The sequence below is a fragment of the Enterobacter sp. WI-ESBL-E8 genome, assembly GCF_053364895.1.
Map to the genome: position 1 here is coordinate 4,270,605 of NZ_JBRWXJ010000001.1, position 19,809 is coordinate 4,290,413.

Sequence of the window (19,809 nt, forward strand, 5' to 3'; positions counted from 1 at the left end):
CACCAATCAAACGAATTAAGTGTGGATACCGTCTTATGGAGCAAAACCCGCAGTCACAGCTGAAACTTCTTGTCCAACGTGGTAAGGAGCAAGGCTATCTGACCTATGCCGAGGTCAATGACCATCTGCCGGAAGATATCGTCGATTCAGATCAAATCGAAGACATCATCCAAATGATCAATGACATGGGCATTCAGGTGATGGAAGAAGCACCGGATGCCGATGATCTGTTGCTGGCTGAAACCTCCAACAACACTGACGAAGATGCGGAAGAAGCTGCTGCACAGGTACTGTCCAGCGTGGAATCTGAAATCGGGCGTACCACTGACCCGGTCCGCATGTACATGCGCGAAATGGGTACCGTTGAACTGTTGACCCGCGAAGGCGAAATTGACATCGCAAAACGCATCGAAGACGGGATCAACCAGGTTCAGTGCTCTGTTGCCGAGTACCCGGAAGCGATCACCTATCTGCTGGAGCAGTACGATCGCGTTGAAGCGGAAGAAGCGCGCCTGTCTGACCTGATCACCGGTTTTGTCGACCCGAACGCTGAAGAAGATATGGCGCCTACCGCCACTCACGTCGGTTCTGAACTGTCTCAGGAAGAGATGGATGATGACGAAGACGAAGATGAGGAAGAGAGCGACGACGACACCGCGGATGATGACAACAGCATCGACCCGGAGCTGGCGCGTGAGAAGTTTGCCGAGCTGCGTACCCAGTACGAAGTGACGCGTGACACCATCAAAGCGAAAGGCCGCAGCCATGCCGCCGCTCAGGAAGAGATCCTGAAGCTGTCTGAAGTGTTCAAACAGTTCCGCCTGGTGCCAAAACAGTTCGACTACCTGGTGAACAGCATGCGCGTGATGATGGATCGCGTACGTACCCAGGAACGCATCATCATGAAGCTGTGCGTTGAGCAGTGCAAAATGCCGAAGAAGAACTTCATCACCCTCTTCACCGGCAACGAAACCAGCGAAACCTGGTTCAACGCCGCTATCGCGATGAACAAGCCATGGTCTGAAAAACTGCACGACGTGAAGGACGATGTGCATCGCGGCCTGCAGAAGCTGCATCAGATTGAAGAAGAGACCGGCCTGACCATCGAGCAGGTTAAAGACATCAACCGTCGTATGTCCATCGGTGAAGCGAAAGCCCGCCGTGCGAAGAAAGAGATGGTTGAAGCGAACCTGCGTCTGGTTATCTCTATCGCCAAGAAATACACCAACCGTGGTCTGCAGTTCCTGGATCTTATTCAGGAAGGCAACATCGGTCTGATGAAAGCGGTAGACAAGTTTGAATACCGTCGTGGCTACAAGTTCTCCACCTACGCAACCTGGTGGATCCGTCAGGCTATCACCCGCTCTATCGCGGATCAGGCGCGCACCATCCGTATTCCGGTGCATATGATTGAGACCATCAACAAGCTCAACCGTATTTCCCGCCAGATGCTGCAGGAGATGGGCCGCGAGCCGACGCCAGAAGAGCTGGCCGAGCGCATGCTGATGCCGGAAGACAAGATCCGTAAAGTGCTGAAGATCGCCAAAGAGCCAATCTCCATGGAAACACCAATCGGTGATGATGAAGATTCGCATCTGGGTGATTTCATCGAGGATACCACCCTCGAACTGCCGCTGGACTCTGCTACCACCGAGAGCCTGCGTGCTGCAACGCACGACGTTCTGGCTGGCCTGACCGCCCGTGAAGCGAAAGTGCTGCGTATGCGTTTCGGTATCGATATGAACACCGACCACACGCTGGAAGAAGTGGGTAAACAGTTCGACGTGACCCGCGAACGTATCCGTCAGATCGAAGCGAAGGCGCTGCGTAAGCTGCGTCACCCAAGCCGCTCTGAAGTGCTGCGTAGCTTCCTGGACGATTAATCCAGGTAAACAGCAAAAAGCTCCCAGTCGGGAGCTTTTTTTTTGCCTATCCCCTCTCCCTGTGGGCTGAGGGATCCCCACAAAATAATGCCAGCACAGACGTCCCCCTCTCCCTTGAGGGAGAGGGCTAGGGTGAGGGGGAACATACTGCTGTGGAGGTAATTCCGTTCACTTTATGTTCCTTGCTACTCTGTAACGACATGGCCTGTGAACGTGCCAGGGTGGCTCACTCGCCACCACCCTGGCGACCCGGGCTTCCGGCGGTAAATCGCCGCTTCGCGGTGCCTTCGGCTTATTCCTTCCGGCTTTTCGGGGACGGGCGGAGGTAACATCCCTGTAAAGCCCGCCCTCTCGGCGCATCCCTGCGCCTCGCCCCGGCCTGCAGGAAACGCCTCAGCGATTTACAGCCGGACCAGGGCATCGCTGTAAGTCATTCATTTTCCTGAAACAACATTCGTCGCTTTCGGTTAAAAAATTACTGAGGATTCCTAAACCGGTCAGGGGGAGGGCATCAGGCCACAGAAGCCCCTAAAGCCCCCGCACCATCAGCGCCTCATCCAGTTCCCGATACGCCTCCACCAGCTTATCCAGCGTCGCCCTGTTGAGCCCGCTCGGATTCGGCAGTACCCACACCTGCGTCACGCCGATGGTGATGGCCTGCTTGCCCCACTGCGCCCCGCGCTGGCTGAACGCCTGCTCGTAGGCCTGCTTACCGAGGATCGCCAGCGCGGCCGGCTGATAATCCTCTATCTTTTTGACCAGCTCTCGCCCGCCGCTTCGCAGCTCATGCAAGTTAACCTCGCTCGCCTGCACCGTAGGCCGCTCGACCAGCATGGTGATCCCGCAGCGCGTATCCAGCAGGTGCTGCTCCTCTTCGGGCTTGAGCAGCCTGTCGGTAAACCCGGCCTGGTAGATCACCTTCCAGAAGCGATTGCCCGGATGGGCGAAGTGAAAACCGGTGTGCGCCGAGGACTTGCCGGGGTTAATTCCGCAGAACACCACCCTCAAGCCAGGGGCCAGAATATCGTTGATCATCTTTACTCCCGATCGATACATCGTGATTGAAGTATAAAGGATTGATTATGCGTTGTTTATAAAAACAGCAGGCAGGTGTGAATGGCTGGATTGCTGCGGGGAGTTACTTTATAATTCACCGCCACGGCCCCTTAGCTCAGTGGTTAGAGCAGGCGACTCATAATCGCTTGGTCGCTGGTTCAAGTCCAGCAGGGGCCACCAAATTTTAGCTTTAAAATCATATGATTAAGCCACTCTAGCGAGTGGCTTTTTTGTTATCTGGATATTCGTTGGCAGCAAAATGGCAGCAGGATTTCAGCTACCATCAACAAAAAACCCGCCGAAGCGGGTTAATTTGTTAGAAATTCATGTGTCCCTGACCACTATTTAATGGGTGTGGCGGAGCATGATCGACAAGTCCAGGGGTAACAATGTAGCGCACGACGGTTTCATGGGTAACAAAAGTGGTGCCACAATTAATATTTTGGCACTGGCAGTAGCGTTCTTTAGTGTTATCAGACACCCGAAAACTACTACGAGTATGCGCAGCATGTCCGCATTTCGGACAATTCATCATATCCGTCTCTCCCCACCGATTCCTCGCAATCACATAATGATACACCACACATCCATTTTGTGAACAAAATCATTCCATTTCTAAATCATCAATTTTTACTTCAAGCTCCAGACTGGTAGTAAAACCATTATCAGGGCTGACCGTATGCGTCAAAGTTGTAATGGTCCATTCGGCATCGTCGATAGGCTGCTTAAAGCCGCTCACCTTTACCGGCATTTCGGTGTAGAGATCTGCTCGGCCCTCAGCGAGCTGCAGGGAGAAAGACGCAACACCACGCTGCAGGCGCTCCCATTGCATTTTTGCCGCACGCTCAGCATTGCTGCGGTTTGCGTAAGTACGATTAAGAACCAGCACGTTTTCATCCGTTCCCACCAGATAATCACCCTGTTTTGCTTCCGGCTCTTTGAGCGCGGTGGTTTTCTTCCGGCGGCGCTTAACCTTGGTTGTTTCTTTTTTCTTGGGTTCGCGGGTATGCAGCCAACAGGCAATTACACCGGTATAAGCACCACGATCAGCCAGGGTAAAACGATGACCGTCACCGGCTTTACGTTCAATAGTTATAACCGGCAACGGCTTACCGCTCGCTGTTCTTCCCTGCCCCTGCCTGATAAACAGCAGGTTTCCATCCTTAACGGAAGCAATCGCCCCATACTGGCGCGCCAGCTTCATCAGGAAACTGGCATCGCTTTCATTGGTCTGGTCCATGTGATCCAGCGCCTTGTCCGTCAGGTCTTTACCCAGCGCCATTTTGAGGTTATGCCGTGCTGCAATTTCCTTTACCACATCGCCAACGGTTGTCTGGTGCCATGACTTTTCGCGCCGAGTATTGAGGGTTTCACGGAAATCAGCGCTACGGGCACGGATAGTCAGACGATCAGGAGCACCGCTGTGCTCAATCTCATCGACAGTAAACGCCCCTTTAGGGAAAAGCGGCTGGCCCTTCCACCCCAGCGCTAGCTGAATAACGGCACCACGTCGCGGCAGAACGATCTGCCCGTCGGCGTCGTCCAGCTCCAGATCAAGCTGGTCAGCCTCAAAACCCCGGTTATCGGTCAGCGTCAGACTCATCAGGCGCGCATCCAGCGCGGTGGTCACGTCCTTACCTTCAATAGTGATACTGAAAGCCGGGCTTCTGCTGTTCAGGTCAAAAAGATCAGAGCTTAAATTCACTGCATCAACCCTCCAACCGTATTTTTAATATTACCTATCGCAGACGTTGCAGAGTCCTGCAGGTTACTGAGCTGATCGCTGAGACTGCCGAACATATCAGACAGCGACTGATCAACCCTTTTCAGGGTCAGCGTAAACTCAATACGGCGCGGCATCCCGCTTTCAAAAAATTCCGTTTTGGTCTGACTCAGGCTCTCGATCACAAACATGCCGTAAATGGTCCCGCTACCCTCAATCAGAGGCCATGCTTTTCCCAGCTCTGCCATTTGCTCCAGCGCGAGCAATGACAGCCTGCCGCCGGTGACTTCCGGCAGCAGTACGCCAGATAATGTCAGCGAGTCGTTATCCGGGCCAAGAAACTGCGTTGATGGTCGCCGGTTCACCCGACTGTTGGCGGCGTGTCGCCAGCTTCGCTGATACTGCAGCTCCTGATATGGCACTGTGCGCAGCATGAAGACATATAACCCCAGTACCATCATCATGATTCATATCCCCCTTGATCACTGAAATTGCTGCGTGCTTTAGCCCTGGTCTTGCGCTCGCGTTCGTCAAGCTGTCGGGCAACTTCACGGGCAATATCTTGCGCACTTTGCCCTGGCTGAGCATAGATAGTGATCGGCGCGTGAGTTTCAAAGTGCATCACTGGCGGCGCGCCGGCAGATTTCGCTGGATGGCTTTGTTTATATGCCACAGTAGGCAGACTGTAAGGATGTAGTGGAGCAGTTTCTGCAGGCGCTGCCGCTACGCCCATGACGCCAGCAACAACGGAAGCCAGCGCAGCAGTGCGCCGTCTGCTGGTCACATTTGCGGGACCGTTCACTATTTCGGGGCCGTTCTCCCCAACGATGCCAAACTGACCACGCGGGATCGTGCCTCCGCTGTCATACATGCCTGCAAACCCCATCGACGGAAATCCGCCAAGCGGCAACACCACCTTACCGTCGCTGTTCACCGTAGCAGGCTGCTGTCGTGTAACCTGTTCAGGTAGTTTTGCTTTTGCCGCTTCCTTACTGACGATGCCGAGTTTTTCCAGCAACCACGACACGCCTGACTTGAGAGACTCAAGCGGGTGCATCACCATATTCAGACCTTCCGCCAGTGCCTCACCAAACCTGCGGCCCATTGCAGCTGCGCTGTTCAGTTCTTCGGAAGTGGATTTAACCGGCGTAAGCAAATCAGTGAACCACCCCCACAAAGCCTGCACCTTGTCGCCAATCCACTGAAAAACAGGCCGCAATGGCTCAAAGGCAGCACTGATCGGTGCAGCAGCGGCTTTGAATCCCTCCACCACACCACCCAAAAATGCGCTGATCGGCTGCCAGTATTTCCAGACAACCAGCGCCACGCCAGCCAGCGCAGCCACAACCAGCCCTATCGGACTAAGTAACGCACCCAGCAGGCCGGAAATGCCATATAGCGCGACACGAAGTAATGCCAGTGGACCGGATACCAGAAAACGCAGCACGCCACCGGCAGCAGATAACCCACCCCGCAGCGCCGCCAGCGGATTCATCACCATACCAGTAACATTACGAATACCTGACATTCCCGCGCGTAGCATGGTAAGCGGCGCACCTGCTACCGCTTTCAGTGCGTTGCCAACCAGCCCGGCGGAACGTCGCAGGGAATTAAGGGGAGCGCTCAGCAGCCCGGCACTGCCGCCGGATGAGGCCATACCACGACGCAACAGGGAAAGTGGAGCGCCTGCCAGCCATGACAACGCACTTCCGGTGCGGGTCACTGCGGCAGTAACAGAAGGTAAAGTTTTTACACCCAGCACAGACATGCCAAACCGGATCACCGCCAGCGGCCCCAGCACAGCAGCTAACGCCACTGCCAGTGTGCCGAGCGCAACGGTGATCGCGGCAGTCGCTGCAGCAACTTTCATCAGCGTGCCTGCCAGCTGCGGGTTGGCCTCCACCCAGCGACGTAATGCGCCGGTGACGCGTTTTACGGAATCCATAATGTCCATCAGTGGCTGGCGCAGCGTTTCACCCAGACTACTGAAAGCGTTCTGCGCCCCTGTTTTGACCAGCAACCACTGCGCAGATAAAGAGTCTTTGTTGATATCAGATTCTTTCTGCATGGAGCCGTTCGCTTCATTGCCTGATGTGAGTTTCAACTGGCGCTGCAACTCCGGCAGGTTGTTAGCCAGCTTTGCCGCGTCGTCACCAAATTCTTTGCCGAAAACCATCGTCATGGCAGATAGGCGTTTATCCTTGGGTAGTTTGTTGACCTTCTCCAGAACACGCTGGATAGTGCCCATTGCGTCGGCGGTCATCTGCTTCTCAATCTCAGCGGGATTGAGTTTAAGCAGATCCATACCCTCAAAGAACCGCTTGCTTTGCATGGTCGCAATTGACAGCTCGCGTACCATGGCATTCGAGGCGCTGGCGGCAATTTCCGGCGCAGCGCCAAGAGACAGGAACGTGGAACCAAGCGCCGCCGCTTTTCGATAGTCCAGGCGGTCAGCCACGCCCCCCATGCGCTGCAGCACGTCGATAATATCCGCGCCCTTCGACATAGCGTTATCGTCCAGGTAGTTAAGCGCATCGCCCAGCTGTTCAATATTGCGGGTCGGTACTTTATACAGCTGCGCAATTTTACCCAGCCCTTCCGCCAGCTCGTCAGCGGGTAGCTCAAAGGCCGTTGCGGCTTTTGCCGCCGTGGAGGCAAAGGCTAGCAGGTCACGCTTCTGGTCTTCGTAAGGATCGTCCTGTTTGGTCACGCCCATGCGCGCACCACCTTCAACCAGTGCGGCATAGTCTATAGCGCCGTTCTCCATCGGCAGCTGTTCGCTGGCGGCCTTGATGGCATCCTGCATGTCATAAAACTGTGTCGTGCGGTTGCCGTTATCGTCCCGCAGCCCGTTTACCTGCTTTGCCACACCTTTCATGGCATCTTCCATGCTGGCGTAGCTTTTCACCGCTGCCATGACCGGCGCGCCCATTGCCAGCCCTGCAGCAGTGGTGGTAGCCCCTGCCCCGGCGATGCGATCCCGTACCTCAAGACGGCGCGAATACTGATCGCGGACAGCGTTCATTCGCGCCTGCTGTTCGCCCAGGCGTTTAAGGGATTTCTGCTGCCGGTCCAGCGCCTGCCGGGTTTCGTCGGCATTCTGCCGTAGTTCCCGCTGCGCACTACTGAGCTTTTTCGTGTCCAGTCCGGCTTCATTGAGCGCAAGACGCTGGCGCTGCACCGACTGACGCAGACCGTTATATTTGCTCTGCAACTCCGTAACACGAATTTTTGCCTGCTCAAGCAGCCGCGCCTGCGCTGCCGTCGGGCGGTTGGTGGCAGAGAATTGTGTGGCGAGTTTCGCCGCTTCTTCGCGTGCGGCTTTAAGGCTATTACCAGTGACTGCCAACTGCGCGCTGGCCTTGCGGAAACCGTCAATGCGCCCCGCCTGAGCATCTAACTCTTTTAAACGGGCGCGGCTTTGCTGAATGGCTGCAGCCAGCTCTTTCGAGCTGGCCTGCGCGGATCGGAATGGGCGGGTGAGCTTGTCAACCGCATTAAGAATCACCTGCAGGCGCAGGTTGTTGTCACTCATCGCTGGCCCCGCTTCTCTGAATCGCTTTATGCCGCCACTCCAGCACATCAGTCAGCGGCATAACATCAGTGGTGGACGGCGACCAGTGAAAGATGGTGGCAATATCTGCCACCAGATCATCAACCGTCAGGCTGTCGGTAAACCGGCAAGCACCGACTTCTTCAACAAAAAAGTCACCACCTCAACCGACAACGCGGTGAGATCGGCGGGGTCCAGCTCTGCCATTTCCTGTGCGGTCAGCGTCGGGGTAGAGATACGCGGGATTACGGTCATCATCGCGCCCACATCCATATCCATAATGGCCTGCAGACGGGTGCCACGCAGTGCGCCGGACTGCGGCTTGCGCAGCACAATTTCGGTAATTTCAGTTTTACCGCGCTTGATTGGGGTATCCAGTTGCACAGTCTTTTCAGTCAGTTTGTCACTCATGTTCGTTTCCTGTTAATGAACTACTGGCGCGGCTGCCCGCGCCGTTAAGGTTAATCAGAGGCCGATGGCATTACGGTGTTCTTCCATCAGGTCCACGCCGTCAACGATTTCAACCATGTTGACCAGATCGACCTCATAGAGCACCTCACCGTTAATGGTCAGCTTCGCGTAGCTGTTGGTGCTGCTGACTTTGGTGGTGCTGCTCTCGCCGGTTTTCCACTCGCCGGAATCCACTTCTTTATGACGCCCGCGCACAACCAGTTCAACGGCCTGCACTTCGCCGGTATCGTCACGCTGAATGGAGCCGGTGAAACGCAGCTGGATGCCGTCAACGGTGGCCTTACCCATCTGCTTGAATAACAGCAGTTCGGTGCCACCGATTGAGAATTCCGTGTCCAGTGCGCCGTCATCCAGCCCCATGTCTACGTCCACCGCGCCCGGCATACCGCCGCCGCGATACTTCTCAAACTTGCGGGTGAATTTCGGCAGGGTCAGGGACTCAACGATCCCCTGCCAGTTGTTCCCGTCGTTGAACAGGTTCAGGTGTTTTAACTTGCGTGGTAAAGCCATGGTGTCCCCTTACGCGCTGACCTGGCTGGAGAAATCCAGCAGGTACTGATCGGTGATGCGCTGGCGCAGCATCAGGTTTTCAAGCGGCGGCACCGGCGTGTAGTCGTAATCGATAGTGAGTTTCCCGGCTTTCAGGGAGTCTTTATCGTTCACCGATTCATCCAGCCAGCAGTCTGCGCCGATAATGTAGCCCTGCGTTTTCAGGCTACGCAGCTTGGCGCGGATACCTTCGATAATGTCACGGGCCAGCGACGGGTTAAGCACGCCATCCACCGCCCACATGTGTGCTTCTGCGATGGTGTCAGCCAGCACCTGCGCCGTGCGGGTGTAGTTCTCAAAGGCAAACAGCGGATCGTCACTGAGGCAGCGGGAACCCCAGAAGCGGAAGCCGTCTTTGCGGATCAGCGTCGTGACGTCGTTCTGGTTCAACAATCCCGCATCGGTTGCCGGGTCCTGCAGATCCCAGAACACATCAGCGGAAATGCCGGTGACGCCATTCACGCCCACGTTGGACAGGGTTTTATGCCAGCCGGTCTGTTCGTCAATTTTGGCGCGCAGGCCGAGCGCACGGGCGGAGGCGTAAGCCGTCGCATCTGCATTCAGCACGGTGTCAAAGTTGATGAAGTCAGGCCAGATCAGCATCCCCTCGCGCTGGCTGAAATTGTCACGGTAGGCAATCGCTTCTTCCACCGTTTTGCAGCCGTAGGCGGACAGGTAGGCAAACCCGCGCAGACTCTGCGCCACGCTCAGCAGCTCAGTAGCAACCGCCTGCGTATCGTGTCCCGGCACGCCGAGGATGCGCGGCTTGACGCCCAGTTGCGACTGCGCTGAAAGCAGCGCTTTCATGCCCGTTTTTTTACCGTCAGCGGTCACGCCGCCGATAATGTTGGAGGTGGTTTCCGCTTCGGTTTCGCCCTGCGCCACGCGCACAACGACGGTCACGGGTTTAGCCTGATCTGCAATCGCATCCAGTGAACGGGCCAGCGTGCCGGACTCGCCCGCTTTACCGCTGGCGGTCAACACATCGGTCAGCAGAACCGGCTTATTGAGGGGAAACATGGACGCATCAGCATCATCGCCGGTGCAGACCATGCCCACGATGGCGGTGCTCACCGTGGTAATGGATCGGGTGCCCTCGTTGACTTCAACAACGCGCACCCCGTGGTGGTAATCCTGAGCCATAAGGCAGTCTCTCCGGTTTACAGGGGGTGTGCCTATGTTCTGGTTGATATGCGCGCGGCGCACGCGCCGGGCTATGTGTGGGAAATGGCACAATGGAAGGGGTAGAAAAATCCCCGCAGACGCGGGGACGGGATTATGCTTCAGGACTTTCAGGCCAGATAATTTTATGCGGTTCAGTGGTATCAACAGCCTCAAGCGCATCCAGATAATCAAGCCAGAGATTGTACTGTACCAGTTCATCACCTTTGAGGCGTCCTATAGCTGCCTTACCGGGCCACTGTTTACTATTCATATATTCGTTAGCCTGATTTATAAGGCTTTGTTTCTCCAAATCCGCCATGGCAGTCTGTTCTTCATGAGTTGGCTCTGGTTTATTGCTCCACTGTGGGAAGCCATCTGCCCCGGCTACTCGCATCTGTCCTGCCGGTGGTTCCGCCATAAATTCAGACGCAATTTCATCACTGATAATCAGTGCATCTTCCGGCCACGTGCCTGCAGTTACATAATCCTGGCGCATAGTCAGGGGAAAAAGGGCATTTGCTGAGGCTGAGTAGGCGTATTTGTTCATATTAGATCCCGATTGCAATTATTTGTGTACCATACGAACCAGTACCACTGGCTTTAATTGTCACTGTGGTTTTTGTATGTGCGATGATTTTGTATGTGACAGGCGCAAGTGTTGAGCCATCTATCCATATCGCGTTAGCTGCATACAGGGCATTCGGAAATGCAACAGGCAGATTTACTGTGGTGCCGTTTACGTCGGCACCATTAATAGTTGCCTGCCATGCCTGGACAATATTTCCTGTGGGTAACTTAAACCATTGAGTTCCCGCGCCAAACGCGTTCATATCCGGGATCTGACTGGTGCCATTTGTTGAACCTACGTTCCTGCTCGCCGCAGTTCCCAGGCTGAGGTATTCAAGAATACCCGCTACAGTCTTTCCGGATAACGCGGTAAGAGTGCTGTCCAGCGGCTGTTTTCCAGCCAGTGCATTTGTCATAGTAGTGGCGAAATTCGGATCATTACCCAATGCTTCTGCCAGTTCATTCAGTGTATCCAACGCCGCCGGAGATGAAGCAACCAAAGCCGCAATAGCAGATTTAACAAAAGCGGTAGTAGCAATCTGCGTGTTGTTCGCCGTCTGTGCTGCTGTGGGTGCTGTTGGCGCTCCGGTCAGGGCCGGGCTTGCCAATGGAGCTTTCAGCGCCAGCGCGTTATTAATGGTCGTACTGAAATTTGGATCATTATTGAGAGCCGCTGCAATTTCTTTCAGTGTATCCAGTGTAGCGGGCGCTCCGCCAACAAGGGCAACCAGCGCCGCCTGCACAAAAGCAGTGTTAGCAAGCTGAGTGGTATTGTTACCTGCAGCCGCCGTCGGCGCTTTCGGTGTGCCAGTAAATGTCGGGCTGGCTTTTGGCGCATACTGCGTATGAGGATCGCTGGCGGCGGTATGCTTTGCCATCAAATCATCCACATACACTTTCAACTCCAGCACCTTGTCATCCACGTATTTGCGGGTTGCAAGCACCACTGCCGGGTCAATTTTCAGGGTGATATTGTCGGTGCTGCTGGTAATCAGTACCATGCGCACTGTCTGCGTGCGTCCGCTCCCCTCAGCCAGCTGCGGCTTGTAGCTCTCAGGGCAGTTGCCGACGGCAATCAGTGCGCCGGTTTCATCGAACAAACCAACCTCACGAATCCACCAACCGCCCTCAGCTTCGGGGATCACCTGCTCAGCAATAATCTGACTGCTGTTCTGCGGATCGATGTACAGCATATTGAGGGAAGCGCGGCGTTTTTCAGCAACCAGCGCTGTCTGCTGCGCGCTTGGAGTCGGTAGCACGCCGCCTCCATCCCCCACAGCCATCTGGGTTATTTTCAACGGAACACCGAGCGAGGCGGCGCTTGCCAGTTTCGCCGCGCCGATATCCGTCAGCAGGGTATAAAATTTTGCGCTCATGGATTCACTCTCATTGTGTCAATAACATGGACCGCTCCGCCCTCATAAGCGGTGCCGCCGGAAATAATGGTTTCGTTGATATACGGGTAGATCGTGATTTCTTCGCCAGTGTAGGTAGCTGCGCCTACAAAATAGGGGCCGCTGGTCTGCAGGTTGATGGACATGCCGATCAGATGGCGGCTGCAAGGTTTGGCGTCACCGATCAGGCGCTCCAGCTCCAGATAGGTTTCTTCCGTGACGCCCTGGTCCTGCACGCCAATGTCCAGGCGGAATGTGCCCGGCGTCTCGTCTGTTTGCCACCACTCAATGATGCGGATCAGAAAACCAAACGGCTCCACCACTCGCCGCACGGCGCTGGTAGTCCCCTTGTGCTGATGGATATAGAAAGCATCCTGCACCACCCGGCGCTTGACGCTCTCCGTCCAGCTTTCGTCCCAGCGATCAACGGAAAAAGCCCACGCCAGATACGGCAGAAAGCTGACCGGACACGTTTCCGGGTTCCACAAGTCGCGCAGCGGCACCTGCAGATCGGAAATGCCGCTGCAGGTCTGCGCCAGTCGGCGCTCAAGCGGCGATGAACCGGGCGGCAGCAGGCTATTCATCCGTGCCCCCGTTGGTTACGCTCCATTCCGTACAGGACGCCGCCTGCGTCTTATCCAGAACCACATCAGCCAGCGGGGACGCCAGCTCCACACGCTGGACGCCCTCAACGTGCAGCGCGGCATAAATCGCGCTGCGACGGATATCGCGGCCCAGCCGCGTCTGACTGGCGATGTACTTTTGCAGGCTGGCTTTTGCCGCCGACATCACCGGCTCAGCTTCCGGCCCCGGATAAAGAAAAATCGTTGCATCCACGCTGTACGGGATTATTTCGGCGCTGCGCACCGTCAGTCGGTCTGCCACCGGACGCACGTTCTCGCTGTTAAGCGCCTGCTCCACCACCGCCAGCAGTTCAGCCCCTGCTGTACCGTCACCCTCACGACTCAGCACGGTAAGCACCACCTCCGCCGGTGCCGGACTGGTTGCGCTGGCATCTGCCACGCGCCCGTCCGCGCTTTTGGCGTGAAACTCATAGGCCGCCGTCGGCCCCGCAACGGACAACCCCTCAAACGCAGCCGGAACACGCAGGCGCAGCGCATCATCGCTTTCCATGACGGCAGCAACCGGCGGCACCGCGTCGTTATCGGCAGGCGTTACCGTCAGGCGTTTTACGTTGTAGTTGGCTGCCAGCTGATCGAGATCGCCGCCGATGGCATATGCCACCATGACCGCCTGCGCGGCCTCGTTAATACGCTGGCGCAAAAGGATTTCACGGTAGGTGCTTTCCTGTAGCTGTTTGGTGACGGGTTCAGATTCCAGCGCTAATGTTCGCATAACAGCCTCCTGTTCATTTGCCGGGTAAAGGGCCACAAAGGCGGCCTTGCGCTCAGCCAGCAGCGACTCAAAATCCGGCACGTCCACTATCTGCGGCGCGGGCAGTTGGGAAAGGTCAATCACTGCCATTGTCTGCTCCTGTTGATACCGAAAGGGAAACCGGCGCGCCGTTATTGCGCTGCCCGGTAAGCTCAACCACCATGGAGCCGTCAAAATTGCTGCTGATGGTGATGGAATCCAGCGTAAGCCGTGGCTCCCAGCGACTCAGCGCCACATAGACCGCAGACATGACCTGCAGGCGTAGCGCCGGGTTCTGCGGCTGGTCAATCAGGGCGGATAGCAGGGAACCATATTCCCGGCGGGCGATCCGGCTGCCCTGGGGCGTCAGCAGAATATCCCGCACTGACTGGCGCAGATGGTCAGTATCAGTAATGGCCTTGCCGTTGCCCTGGCTCATGCCGATATACAGCGTCATACCGGCCCTCCTGACGTATCGCCGCCGGACTTAACTCCGGTGTGACCGTGTTTATCCACCACGATCCCGTTGGAACTCATCGCGCCGCCGCCCTGGGTGACGCCGCCATTGATCACCATCTCGCTGTTAATGCGCGTGGTGTCAGCCTCCACCACAAACTCACCGGTTTTGAGAGTGATATTGTCCGCCGCCTCGATCACCATGGATTTGATACCCCGGACATGCCACCGCCCGGTGGCGGGTTCATACTCAAACCAGCCTCCGTCCGGGTACTCCGTCACGCAACCGTCCACGGAATCCGACGGCGGCGCAAACTGATTGGAATAGATGGCAGGCAACGCAAAAGCGGTTTCCAGATTGCCGCCCATACTCAGCACCACCACCTGCTCATCCGGCGACGGACACCACCATGTACGGGCACCACCGGCACGCAGCGTCAGCCAGTTAATCCAGTTGGTTTCAAGCTCGCCCACTCTCACCCGGCACAGCCAGTTTTCCCGGTCCACTTCGGTCACGGTGCCGGTGCGGATCAGGTTGGTGATAAGGCGCATAATTTCGGTCAGTTGTGCATTCATAACGAAAGGTTGCCATCAGAGGGAAAAGGGAGGCAGTGCGAGCGCTTGTACCAGCGGTGGCACAAAGATCACCCCGCCAGCCAGCGCAGCAGGGTGTCACGGGTGACGGTTTCCACTTCTTCATTCACGCCCAGCAGGCGGCGCTCTGCGTAGCGGACCTCCGGGCCTTTTCGGCTGACGCGATCCCGCAGGCCGTAATGGTGAACACGGGCAATGCGCTGCACCTTGCCATCAAACTGCACGCTGGCGGAGTCCGCACTGGCGGCGGTTTTCAGGTATTTTGTGGTGCGAAGCTTTGCAAACATCTGGCGTTTGATGCGTCCCTTCTTGCTGCGGGCAGTCACCCGGCGCGGCTCATAGCCGCTGCCGTCAGGATTACGCTGCAGCCTGATGTTCTGCTGCTGCGTCCGGCGCAGCTGTTGCGCCAATTGCCGCATCATACGGCTGCGCGCGGCAGGCTCCAGATTCGCCAGTAGCGCCGTCAGCCAGTCATCCATCCTCTGCAGTTCATCCACGTTTCACCGTCCACATTTCTTCGGGTTCGTCCGGCTCCGGCACCGCTTCAACGCTCGACACGCTGCCGTCAGTGCTGACCAGCACGCGCTCCGTCAGCTGCAGGTTCAGGCTGATATCGCACACATCGTTGCGCAGAATATCCACTTCAAAGGTGAACAGTTTTTCGCGCAGCTCCGGGTTATTGATAGCATCCGGCTGGTTGTCACTTAGCCACAGCAGCACAGGAGCCATCAGCAGATTCTGGTCGCCGCTGAAATCTTCGATCACCACATTCAGGGTGTAGCGGTACTCCCATGACATGGAGCTGGCACCGGTTGCCACCAGTGAGCCGTTATCAACGAAAAGGTGCAGCTTGTCCGGATTATCGCGGACGTAGGCAACCGCTTTATTCAGGGCGCTGCGTAAGGACTGCGGTTTGTTCACTGTCTCGCTCCTGACACGCAATAATCGTGTCCACTTTGTCAGCACAGACCGCCCAGGCGGCCTCGGTTTCATCCAGCACCGTATTCAGATCGCCGTTACTGCGCGGCGCTGACCTTTCCAGGCGGCACTGCGTCACTCTGGGACAGCCACTCACGGTAAGCTGCACCTCCGGCGAGGGCTGGACGCTCCCGCAACCGGATAATGTCAGCAGGCAAAGGAGTGTCAGCCCAGCGGCGCAAATCCTCGTTTTCACGTTTCAGTTCCTCGATCCGTCGCTGGCGGCTTCGCAGCAGTGCGGTGGTCTGTTCCGCTGCCGCATAAAGCCGCGTCTGCTCCCGGCTGTTGGTTTCTGTCAGAATGGACAGGCCGATCAGCTGGCTGTTTTTCTTCGTCAGCTCCTGCGTTTTGCTTTTCAGCGCCGCGCCCTGCGTTTCGATGGTGTGGCTGGCATTGTTTAGCCGCCATGACTGCCAGCCCAGCGCCGCAAGTACCAGCGCCAGCACTACCGCCAGCGCACGCATCAGGCCGCCATCGGCTCATGAAGCTGCGCGCGGGCAATCTGATACAGAACCAGCGTCAGCAGGTAAAACACCAAAGTGATCACCCATCCCGAAAACGCCAGGCACAGAACAATAAGCAGCCTGATTATCCATGTACGCACGGGTTTTACAGGGTGCACCCTGAATTTCAGCAATGCCGCCCTGACCTCATCGCGCGCCCTCTCTCCGGCGAACCACCCGACAGCGCACAGCGCAGCAAGCAGCCAGGCGAGGAAGCATGACACCCAGACAGACGCACCAACCAGAACCGGCGCACCGCTGCGCGGATACAGCAGGCTGATAACCAACAGCGCAGCCCATGCCAGCTGGAAAAAAACGCTCATGACTTTCTTTTTCATTCCGTTATGCTCCTTTTAAGCACCAGGCCATTTCCCGCGCGCGGCGGTTGTCCAGCCCCTGATTAAAAACACCTTTGACATATACCCAGCGCGGCAGCTGATGGCAGGCATCCGCCCAGCGCCGCTGGTTCAGCAACTTAACCAGCGTGGAGCTGCAGGCGTTGCCGGTGCCCACGTTGAAAGCAAACGACACCACCGCGTCATAGACCTTTTGCGGCATCGGCTGCACCACACATTTATCCAGCGCCCGCTCTACGCGCAGCACATTGGTGATAAGTCCCTGCGCCGCCTGCCGTTCCGTGATGGTTTTGCCCGGCACCACACCAGATGTATTGCCGATCCCGTCGGTCCATACGCCCGCGCTACACTGATAAGGCTGCAGGCGGCATCCCTCGTAATCGGCGATCAGTTTCAGCCCCTCAACGGAGGTATGAAGCGACTGGAAACCGGGCAGCGTGGCGGCGATAGCCAGCACCGCCCCGACAAGGCAGCGCTTAACGATTGAAGGATTCATATTCCCCCCGCGAAATTTTGCCGCCACGTAACAATTTGAAAGACTGGTGTTTGTAGTACCAGTTGATAGCCAGCATCAGTACACCAATCAGTACGCCGCCAACCGTTGACGCATCCTTGAGCGACAGATCGCCCAGCCATGCCAGCAGCACGGCGATGCAGTAAGTGATAAAGGCGCTGATTCGTTCAAGCGTCATAATTCAGTCCCATAGCTGGACGGTCTGCGCCGTGGTTGACGCCGTAATGTCCGGCAGCTCCACCTGCAGCCCGTGCGGTAAAAATGGGCCGTACTCAGCCAGCCCCGGATTTGCCTGCAGAACCTGCTCAGTGACACCCTGCGTGCGCCCGTAATGACGCCAGCAAAGCGCATCCACCGTGTCATACTGATGCGCACGCACTTTCATCAGATAAGCTCCACCGTACAGTGCGGTGCATCCTGCACCCGGCTGATAGCCCAGCGGGCATCACGCCACAGATCGCCGCTGGCCTCCGCCAGCTCCTCCCCTCGCTTCACGCCTGACGCCGTGGCGTCATAGTCCTGATAACGCTCATTGAGCACAGCGCGCGCCCAGCAAAAAACAGCGTTGTGGTAGTGCTGGATACGCTCGCTTTTGCCGTCCAGCATTTCTGCGGGAACCTCAGCAAGTGTCCGCCAGCCCAGCATCTGCTGACGGTTGCGGAAGTCGTACAGCTCAGCGTTAACCTCAGAGATCGCCGTCAGCACGACCTGCTTTAAACGCGGCTGCGTCACCGTGCCATCAGTGCGCATCACACTGCGAAATTCCGACAGGTCCACATCAGGCCAGAACGGCGTATTTTTGATGACCTCCGCCTGTTCCGGTGCCTGTTCGGGCGCAACAAACTTCATGCGGCTTTCTCCTGAATAAGTGGGCGGTGGACGGGGTTTTGATGTGGCAGTGCCTTTCGCCACCCCGTGCCGCCCGTGCGCGGGGCACGTTCTTTAGCGGCTGTCATTGCGCAGTCTGCGCTCCAGCTGCTGCTTTTCTTTTTTAACTCCACAGCGGGGATCGAGCTGCAGCGCATGGGTAAGGTGATTCAGAGCTGATGCCGGGTTGCTTTCGCTCAGTACAGCGCCGATGGCTTTATGCAGACGCGCCCGCGACTGGTCCGGCATATCCAGATCGGTTGTCAGGTCCAGCGTCTGCAAAAGCAGATCGGCATCAAAACCGGCTGCGGCCAGCAGAGCGCTTTGCGCCGCGTCTGCCATTTCTTCTGCCAGCACGGTCTGCACGTTACGGTTGCCCAGCGGCATTACCCAACCATGGCGCAGCGCATGACGCCCGATTTCCAGCGCACCGGCATAATCACCGGCGTCGATACGCCACAGCATCACGTACATCAGCACGTCATCCTGCTGCGTACCTCCGGCAGCCAGCACGCCCTCCGCCCAGGCGGAATATTTCGGCAGCAGTTCCACCTTGATTTCCGCCTTTTTCACCGTGGACTGGACGCCCTTGAGGCGGCGGCGGTCTTCTGCCAGCTGCAGCAGCATCAGGTCATAGCCCGACGCATGGCGAACACTGCCGCCCTCACGGGCGGCCTGTTCGGCCTGAATGCGCAGGCGGTGCTGCCGTGCGGGACTCAGGCTCATGCGTTATTCCCCACCTTCCGGTGCGGCAGGCGCGCTGAAATCACCGATTTCGATGTTTTCTACCAGCGCCGCGCAGCGGTAGTCCTCGACCACATACGCCTCGTTGACGGATTCAAAGTTTTCAATCCGGTCACGTTTCGGGTTGTCGATAACAGAACGGCGGCGGGTGTCTTCCTGCCAGTAGATGGACAGGTTATCCAGACGGGTGATCAGCAGGGCATTTGCCGGGAAGAAAGGCGCGCGCACAGCCTGCAGGCCGCCCATGCGTTTCTGGCTGATGATCAGATCGGCGGCGATTTTCTCGCTGTTGTCCTGCTCTTTGTTGACCAGGGGGAAATACTTGTCAGAAAGCAATTCACGACCACAGACAACAACCAGTTCGTCATCATCCTGATACTCCACATCGATCAGCTCGTTGACGGTATCCATCACCACCGCGTCAAGATTTACATACTTACCACCCGGACCTACTTTTACCGGTTCCGCAGTAGTGGTGCCGTCTTCTGCGGTTTTGCTGCCCATGACGTGATCTGGCGCGTCTTCGCGGATTTTCTGCAGCCAGCCCTTATTTACATCCTGCAGCAGCGGGTTTTCAGCACGGTTGGAGGTTTTGGTGCGCTTCACGCCGTTAAAGCCGATCATGATGCGGTCCAGCGCCTGACGCTTGACGATGGCGTTGCGGATACGCACCTGGAAGTCCTGGAATTTCGCCCACAGGTCCAGTTTTGCGTAAGTCAGCACCGTATCAAAGTTGGTCTGCTCGCATTTGTATTCCACGTCTTCCATCAGCGTCGGATCGGTAGGCTCGCGCTCTTTGGTGGTGGTATCGGTGGTTCCGGCAATGGTGCTGCCAACGCCCAGCCCCAGCAACTGCCCGGATTGCTCAGTGACCGGCGTGATGTTAATCAGCGTCAGGAAAGCGGCGGACTGCTGGATCTGGTCTTCCAGCGTCTGCTGCACGGACGGGTCCACGGTGAACTTGCTGGAGAGTTCTTCAACCTCCACACCGTTCAGGCGCGCCAACTGCTGCAGGTAAGCGTTAAAGGCAAAGCGGGTTTTCTTTTTCATCGGGTTTTATGCT

Annotated in this window: 27 protein-coding genes and 1 tRNA gene; 2 read left to right on the plus strand and 26 right to left on the minus strand. The window is 56.8% G+C overall.

What is annotated here, in order from left to right; all coding sequences use genetic code 11:
* Window positions 1-35: 35 nt before the first annotated feature.
* Complete coding sequence (gene rpoD / locus ACWHWP_RS20220) at window positions 36-1,883, plus strand: RNA polymerase sigma factor RpoD (protein ID WP_023309228.1); 1,848 nt, start codon at window positions 36-38, stop codon at window positions 1,881-1,883.
* A 528-nt stretch (window positions 1,884-2,411) separates the two neighbouring features.
* On the opposite strand, the gene mug is transcribed toward rpoD, so the two are convergent.
* Complete coding sequence (gene mug / locus ACWHWP_RS20225) at window positions 2,412-2,918, minus strand: G/U mismatch-specific DNA glycosylase (RefSeq protein ID WP_059310567.1); 507 nt, start codon at window positions 2,916-2,918, stop codon at window positions 2,412-2,414.
* A gap of 125 nt (window positions 2,919-3,043) precedes the next feature.
* Here mug and ACWHWP_RS20230 point away from each other — a divergent pair.
* Window positions 3,044-3,119 (plus strand) — tRNA-Ile (locus tag ACWHWP_RS20230).
* A gap of 136 nt (window positions 3,120-3,255) precedes the next feature.
* Here the strand turns inward: ACWHWP_RS20230 and ACWHWP_RS20235 are convergent.
* The 25 genes from ACWHWP_RS20235 to ACWHWP_RS20355 form a co-directional block, all read right to left on the minus strand.
* A complete protein-coding gene (locus ACWHWP_RS20235; protein ID WP_024146528.1) occupies window positions 3,256-3,474 on the minus strand; it encodes a DNA-binding transcriptional regulator in 219 nt (72 codons plus the stop codon).
* Window positions 3,475-3,543: 69 nt separating this feature from the next.
* Entirely contained in the window at window positions 3,544-4,644 is a 1,101-nt protein-coding gene (locus ACWHWP_RS20240; RefSeq protein ID WP_447856210.1) for a phage late control D family protein, read from the minus strand.
* On the minus strand, window positions 4,641-5,126 hold the full coding sequence (locus tag ACWHWP_RS20245) for a phage tail protein (RefSeq protein ID WP_447856212.1): 486 nt from the start codon (window positions 5,124-5,126) through the stop codon (window positions 4,641-4,643). Before ACWHWP_RS20245 ends, ACWHWP_RS20240 begins: the two co-directional genes overlap by 4 nt.
* Complete coding sequence (locus tag ACWHWP_RS20250; protein WP_447856214.1) at window positions 5,123-8,197, minus strand: phage tail tape measure protein; 3,075 nt, start codon at window positions 8,195-8,197, stop codon at window positions 5,123-5,125. The genes ACWHWP_RS20245 and ACWHWP_RS20250 overlap by 4 nt, the downstream gene beginning before the upstream one ends.
* The gene (locus ACWHWP_RS20255; protein WP_023206368.1) at window positions 8,190-8,309 is read right to left on the minus strand and encodes a GpE family phage tail protein; all 120 of its coding nucleotides are present in this window, start codon (window positions 8,307-8,309) and stop codon (window positions 8,190-8,192) included. The genes ACWHWP_RS20250 and ACWHWP_RS20255 overlap by 8 nt, the downstream gene beginning before the upstream one ends.
* Window positions 8,310-8,323: 14 nt before the next feature.
* A complete protein-coding gene (locus ACWHWP_RS20260) occupies window positions 8,324-8,626 on the minus strand; it encodes a phage tail assembly protein (protein ID WP_032636603.1) in 303 nt (100 codons plus the stop codon).
* 54 nt (window positions 8,627-8,680) lie between these two features.
* A complete protein-coding gene (locus ACWHWP_RS20265) occupies window positions 8,681-9,196 on the minus strand; it encodes a phage major tail tube protein (RefSeq protein WP_213760427.1) in 516 nt (171 codons plus the stop codon).
* 9 nt (window positions 9,197-9,205) lie between these two features.
* Complete coding sequence (locus ACWHWP_RS20270; RefSeq protein WP_023226484.1) at window positions 9,206-10,378, minus strand: phage tail sheath protein; 1,173 nt, start codon at window positions 10,376-10,378, stop codon at window positions 9,206-9,208.
* A 133-nt stretch (window positions 10,379-10,511) separates the two neighbouring features.
* A complete protein-coding gene (locus ACWHWP_RS20275; RefSeq protein ID WP_054628662.1) occupies window positions 10,512-10,946 on the minus strand; it encodes a tail fiber assembly protein in 435 nt (144 codons plus the stop codon).
* A 1-nt stretch (window position 10,947) separates the two neighbouring features.
* A complete protein-coding gene (locus ACWHWP_RS20280; protein WP_447856218.1) occupies window positions 10,948-12,342 on the minus strand; it encodes a phage tail-collar fiber domain-containing protein in 1,395 nt (464 codons plus the stop codon).
* Window positions 12,339-12,944, minus strand: coding sequence for a phage tail protein I (locus tag ACWHWP_RS20285; protein WP_407206573.1), 606 nt, complete (start codon window positions 12,942-12,944; stop codon window positions 12,339-12,341). Before ACWHWP_RS20285 ends, ACWHWP_RS20280 begins: the two co-directional genes overlap by 4 nt.
* Entirely contained in the window at window positions 12,937-13,845 is a 909-nt protein-coding gene (locus ACWHWP_RS20290; RefSeq protein ID WP_447856220.1) for a baseplate assembly protein, read from the minus strand. Before ACWHWP_RS20290 ends, ACWHWP_RS20285 begins: the two co-directional genes overlap by 8 nt.
* Entirely contained in the window at window positions 13,832-14,191 is a 360-nt protein-coding gene (locus ACWHWP_RS20295; RefSeq protein ID WP_023306992.1) for a GPW/gp25 family protein, read from the minus strand. Before ACWHWP_RS20295 ends, ACWHWP_RS20290 begins: the two co-directional genes overlap by 14 nt.
* Window positions 14,188-14,766 (minus strand): phage baseplate assembly protein V, encoded by a 579-nt coding sequence (locus ACWHWP_RS20300; protein ID WP_013098788.1) that lies wholly within the window; start codon window positions 14,764-14,766, stop codon window positions 14,188-14,190. Before ACWHWP_RS20300 ends, ACWHWP_RS20295 begins: the two co-directional genes overlap by 4 nt.
* 68 nt (window positions 14,767-14,834) lie before the next feature.
* Window positions 14,835-15,281 (minus strand): phage virion morphogenesis protein, encoded by a 447-nt coding sequence (locus ACWHWP_RS20305; RefSeq protein ID WP_057060144.1) that lies wholly within the window; start codon window positions 15,279-15,281, stop codon window positions 14,835-14,837.
* Window positions 15,274-15,705, minus strand: a complete 432-nt coding sequence (locus ACWHWP_RS20310; protein ID WP_013098790.1) for a phage tail protein — start codon at window positions 15,703-15,705, stop codon at window positions 15,274-15,276. The genes ACWHWP_RS20305 and ACWHWP_RS20310 overlap by 8 nt, the downstream gene beginning before the upstream one ends.
* The gene (gene lysC / locus ACWHWP_RS20315) at window positions 15,668-15,916 is read right to left on the minus strand and encodes an Rz1-like lysis system protein LysC (protein ID WP_235784732.1); all 249 of its coding nucleotides are present in this window, start codon (window positions 15,914-15,916) and stop codon (window positions 15,668-15,670) included. Before lysC ends, ACWHWP_RS20310 begins: the two co-directional genes overlap by 38 nt.
* A complete protein-coding gene (lysB, locus tag ACWHWP_RS20320; protein ID WP_407206989.1) occupies window positions 15,801-16,229 on the minus strand; it encodes an Rz-like lysis system protein LysB in 429 nt (142 codons plus the stop codon). The genes lysC and lysB overlap by 116 nt, the downstream gene beginning before the upstream one ends.
* Window positions 16,226-16,603 (minus strand): DNZ54_00345 family protein, encoded by a 378-nt coding sequence (locus tag ACWHWP_RS20325; protein ID WP_407206571.1) that lies wholly within the window; start codon window positions 16,601-16,603, stop codon window positions 16,226-16,228. Before ACWHWP_RS20325 ends, lysB begins: the two co-directional genes overlap by 4 nt.
* 4 nt (window positions 16,604-16,607) lie before the next feature.
* Window positions 16,608-17,117 (minus strand): lysozyme, encoded by a 510-nt coding sequence (locus ACWHWP_RS20330; RefSeq protein WP_001069919.1) that lies wholly within the window; start codon window positions 17,115-17,117, stop codon window positions 16,608-16,610.
* On the minus strand, window positions 17,098-17,313 hold the full coding sequence (locus tag ACWHWP_RS20335) for an HP1 family phage holin (protein WP_000171565.1): 216 nt from the start codon (window positions 17,311-17,313) through the stop codon (window positions 17,098-17,100). Before ACWHWP_RS20335 ends, ACWHWP_RS20330 begins: the two co-directional genes overlap by 20 nt.
* Before the next feature lie 3 nt (window positions 17,314-17,316).
* Window positions 17,317-17,520 carry a tail protein X gene (locus ACWHWP_RS20340; RefSeq protein WP_000868184.1) on the minus strand — a complete coding sequence of 68 codons (204 nt, stop codon included), beginning with the start codon at window positions 17,518-17,520 and terminating at the stop codon, window positions 17,317-17,319.
* Complete coding sequence (locus ACWHWP_RS20345; RefSeq protein ID WP_025711939.1) at window positions 17,520-17,984, minus strand: head completion/stabilization protein; 465 nt, start codon at window positions 17,982-17,984, stop codon at window positions 17,520-17,522. Before ACWHWP_RS20345 ends, ACWHWP_RS20340 begins: the two co-directional genes overlap by 1 nt.
* Before the next feature lie 93 nt (window positions 17,985-18,077).
* Complete coding sequence (gene gpM, locus ACWHWP_RS20350; protein ID WP_013098794.1) at window positions 18,078-18,728, minus strand: phage terminase small subunit; 651 nt, start codon at window positions 18,726-18,728, stop codon at window positions 18,078-18,080.
* 3 nt (window positions 18,729-18,731) lie between these two features.
* A complete protein-coding gene (locus ACWHWP_RS20355; protein ID WP_407206569.1) occupies window positions 18,732-19,796 on the minus strand; it encodes a phage major capsid protein, P2 family in 1,065 nt (354 codons plus the stop codon).
* Window positions 19,797-19,809: the final 13 nt, after the last annotated feature.

Excerpts from the sequence above, each read along its gene's own strand:
- ACWHWP_RS20300 (WP_013098788.1), bottom strand. The coding sequence starts at position 14,766 with ATGAATGCACAACTGACCGAAATTATGCGCCTTATCACCAACCTGATC.
- ACWHWP_RS20290 (WP_447856220.1), bottom strand. The coding sequence starts at position 13,845 with ATGGCAGTGATTGACCTTTCCCAACTGCCCGCGCCGCAGATAGTGGAC.
- ACWHWP_RS20250 (WP_447856214.1), bottom strand. The coding sequence starts at position 8,197 with ATGAGTGACAACAACCTGCGCCTGCAGGTGATTCTTAATGCGGTTGAC.
- ACWHWP_RS20280 (WP_447856218.1), bottom strand. The coding sequence starts at position 12,342 with ATGAGCGCAAAATTTTATACCCTGCTGACGGATATCGGCGCGGCGAAA.
- ACWHWP_RS20260 (WP_032636603.1), bottom strand. The coding sequence starts at position 8,626 with ATGAGTGACAAACTGACTGAAAAGACTGTGCAACTGGATACCCCAATC.
- ACWHWP_RS20295 (WP_023306992.1), bottom strand. The coding sequence starts at position 14,191 with ATGACGCTGTATATCGGCATGAGCCAGGGCAACGGCAAGGCCATTACT.
- ACWHWP_RS20245 (WP_447856212.1), bottom strand. The coding sequence starts at position 5,126 with ATGATGATGGTACTGGGGTTATATGTCTTCATGCTGCGCACAGTGCCA.
- ACWHWP_RS20335 (WP_000171565.1), bottom strand. The coding sequence starts at position 17,313 with ATGACGCTTGAACGAATCAGCGCCTTTATCACTTACTGCATCGCCGTG.
- ACWHWP_RS20265 (WP_213760427.1), bottom strand. The coding sequence starts at position 9,196 with ATGGCTTTACCACGCAAGTTAAAACACCTGAACCTGTTCAACGACGGG.
- ACWHWP_RS20340 (WP_000868184.1), bottom strand. The coding sequence starts at position 17,520 with ATGAAAGTGCGTGCGCATCAGTATGACACGGTGGATGCGCTTTGCTGG.
- rpoD (WP_023309228.1), top strand. The coding sequence starts at position 36 with ATGGAGCAAAACCCGCAGTCACAGCTGAAACTTCTTGTCCAACGTGGT.
- ACWHWP_RS20275 (WP_054628662.1), bottom strand. The coding sequence starts at position 10,946 with ATGAACAAATACGCCTACTCAGCCTCAGCAAATGCCCTTTTTCCCCTG.
- ACWHWP_RS20325 (WP_407206571.1), bottom strand. The coding sequence starts at position 16,603 with ATGAAAAAGAAAGTCATGAGCGTTTTTTTCCAGCTGGCATGGGCTGCG.
- mug (WP_059310567.1), bottom strand. The coding sequence starts at position 2,918 with ATGATCAACGATATTCTGGCCCCTGGCTTGAGGGTGGTGTTCTGCGGA.
- ACWHWP_RS20235 (WP_024146528.1), bottom strand. The coding sequence starts at position 3,474 with ATGATGAATTGTCCGAAATGCGGACATGCTGCGCATACTCGTAGTAGT.
- ACWHWP_RS20330 (WP_001069919.1), bottom strand. The coding sequence starts at position 17,117 with ATGAATCCTTCAATCGTTAAGCGCTGCCTTGTCGGGGCGGTGCTGGCT.
- gpM (WP_013098794.1), bottom strand. The coding sequence starts at position 18,728 with ATGAGCCTGAGTCCCGCACGGCAGCACCGCCTGCGCATTCAGGCCGAA.
- ACWHWP_RS20345 (WP_025711939.1), bottom strand. The coding sequence starts at position 17,984 with ATGAAGTTTGTTGCGCCCGAACAGGCACCGGAACAGGCGGAGGTCATC.
- ACWHWP_RS20270 (WP_023226484.1), bottom strand. The coding sequence starts at position 10,378 with ATGGCTCAGGATTACCACCACGGGGTGCGCGTTGTTGAAGTCAACGAG.
- ACWHWP_RS20285 (WP_407206573.1), bottom strand. The coding sequence starts at position 12,944 with ATGAATAGCCTGCTGCCGCCCGGTTCATCGCCGCTTGAGCGCCGACTG.
- ACWHWP_RS20355 (WP_407206569.1), bottom strand. The coding sequence starts at position 19,796 with ATGAAAAAGAAAACCCGCTTTGCCTTTAACGCTTACCTGCAGCAGTTG.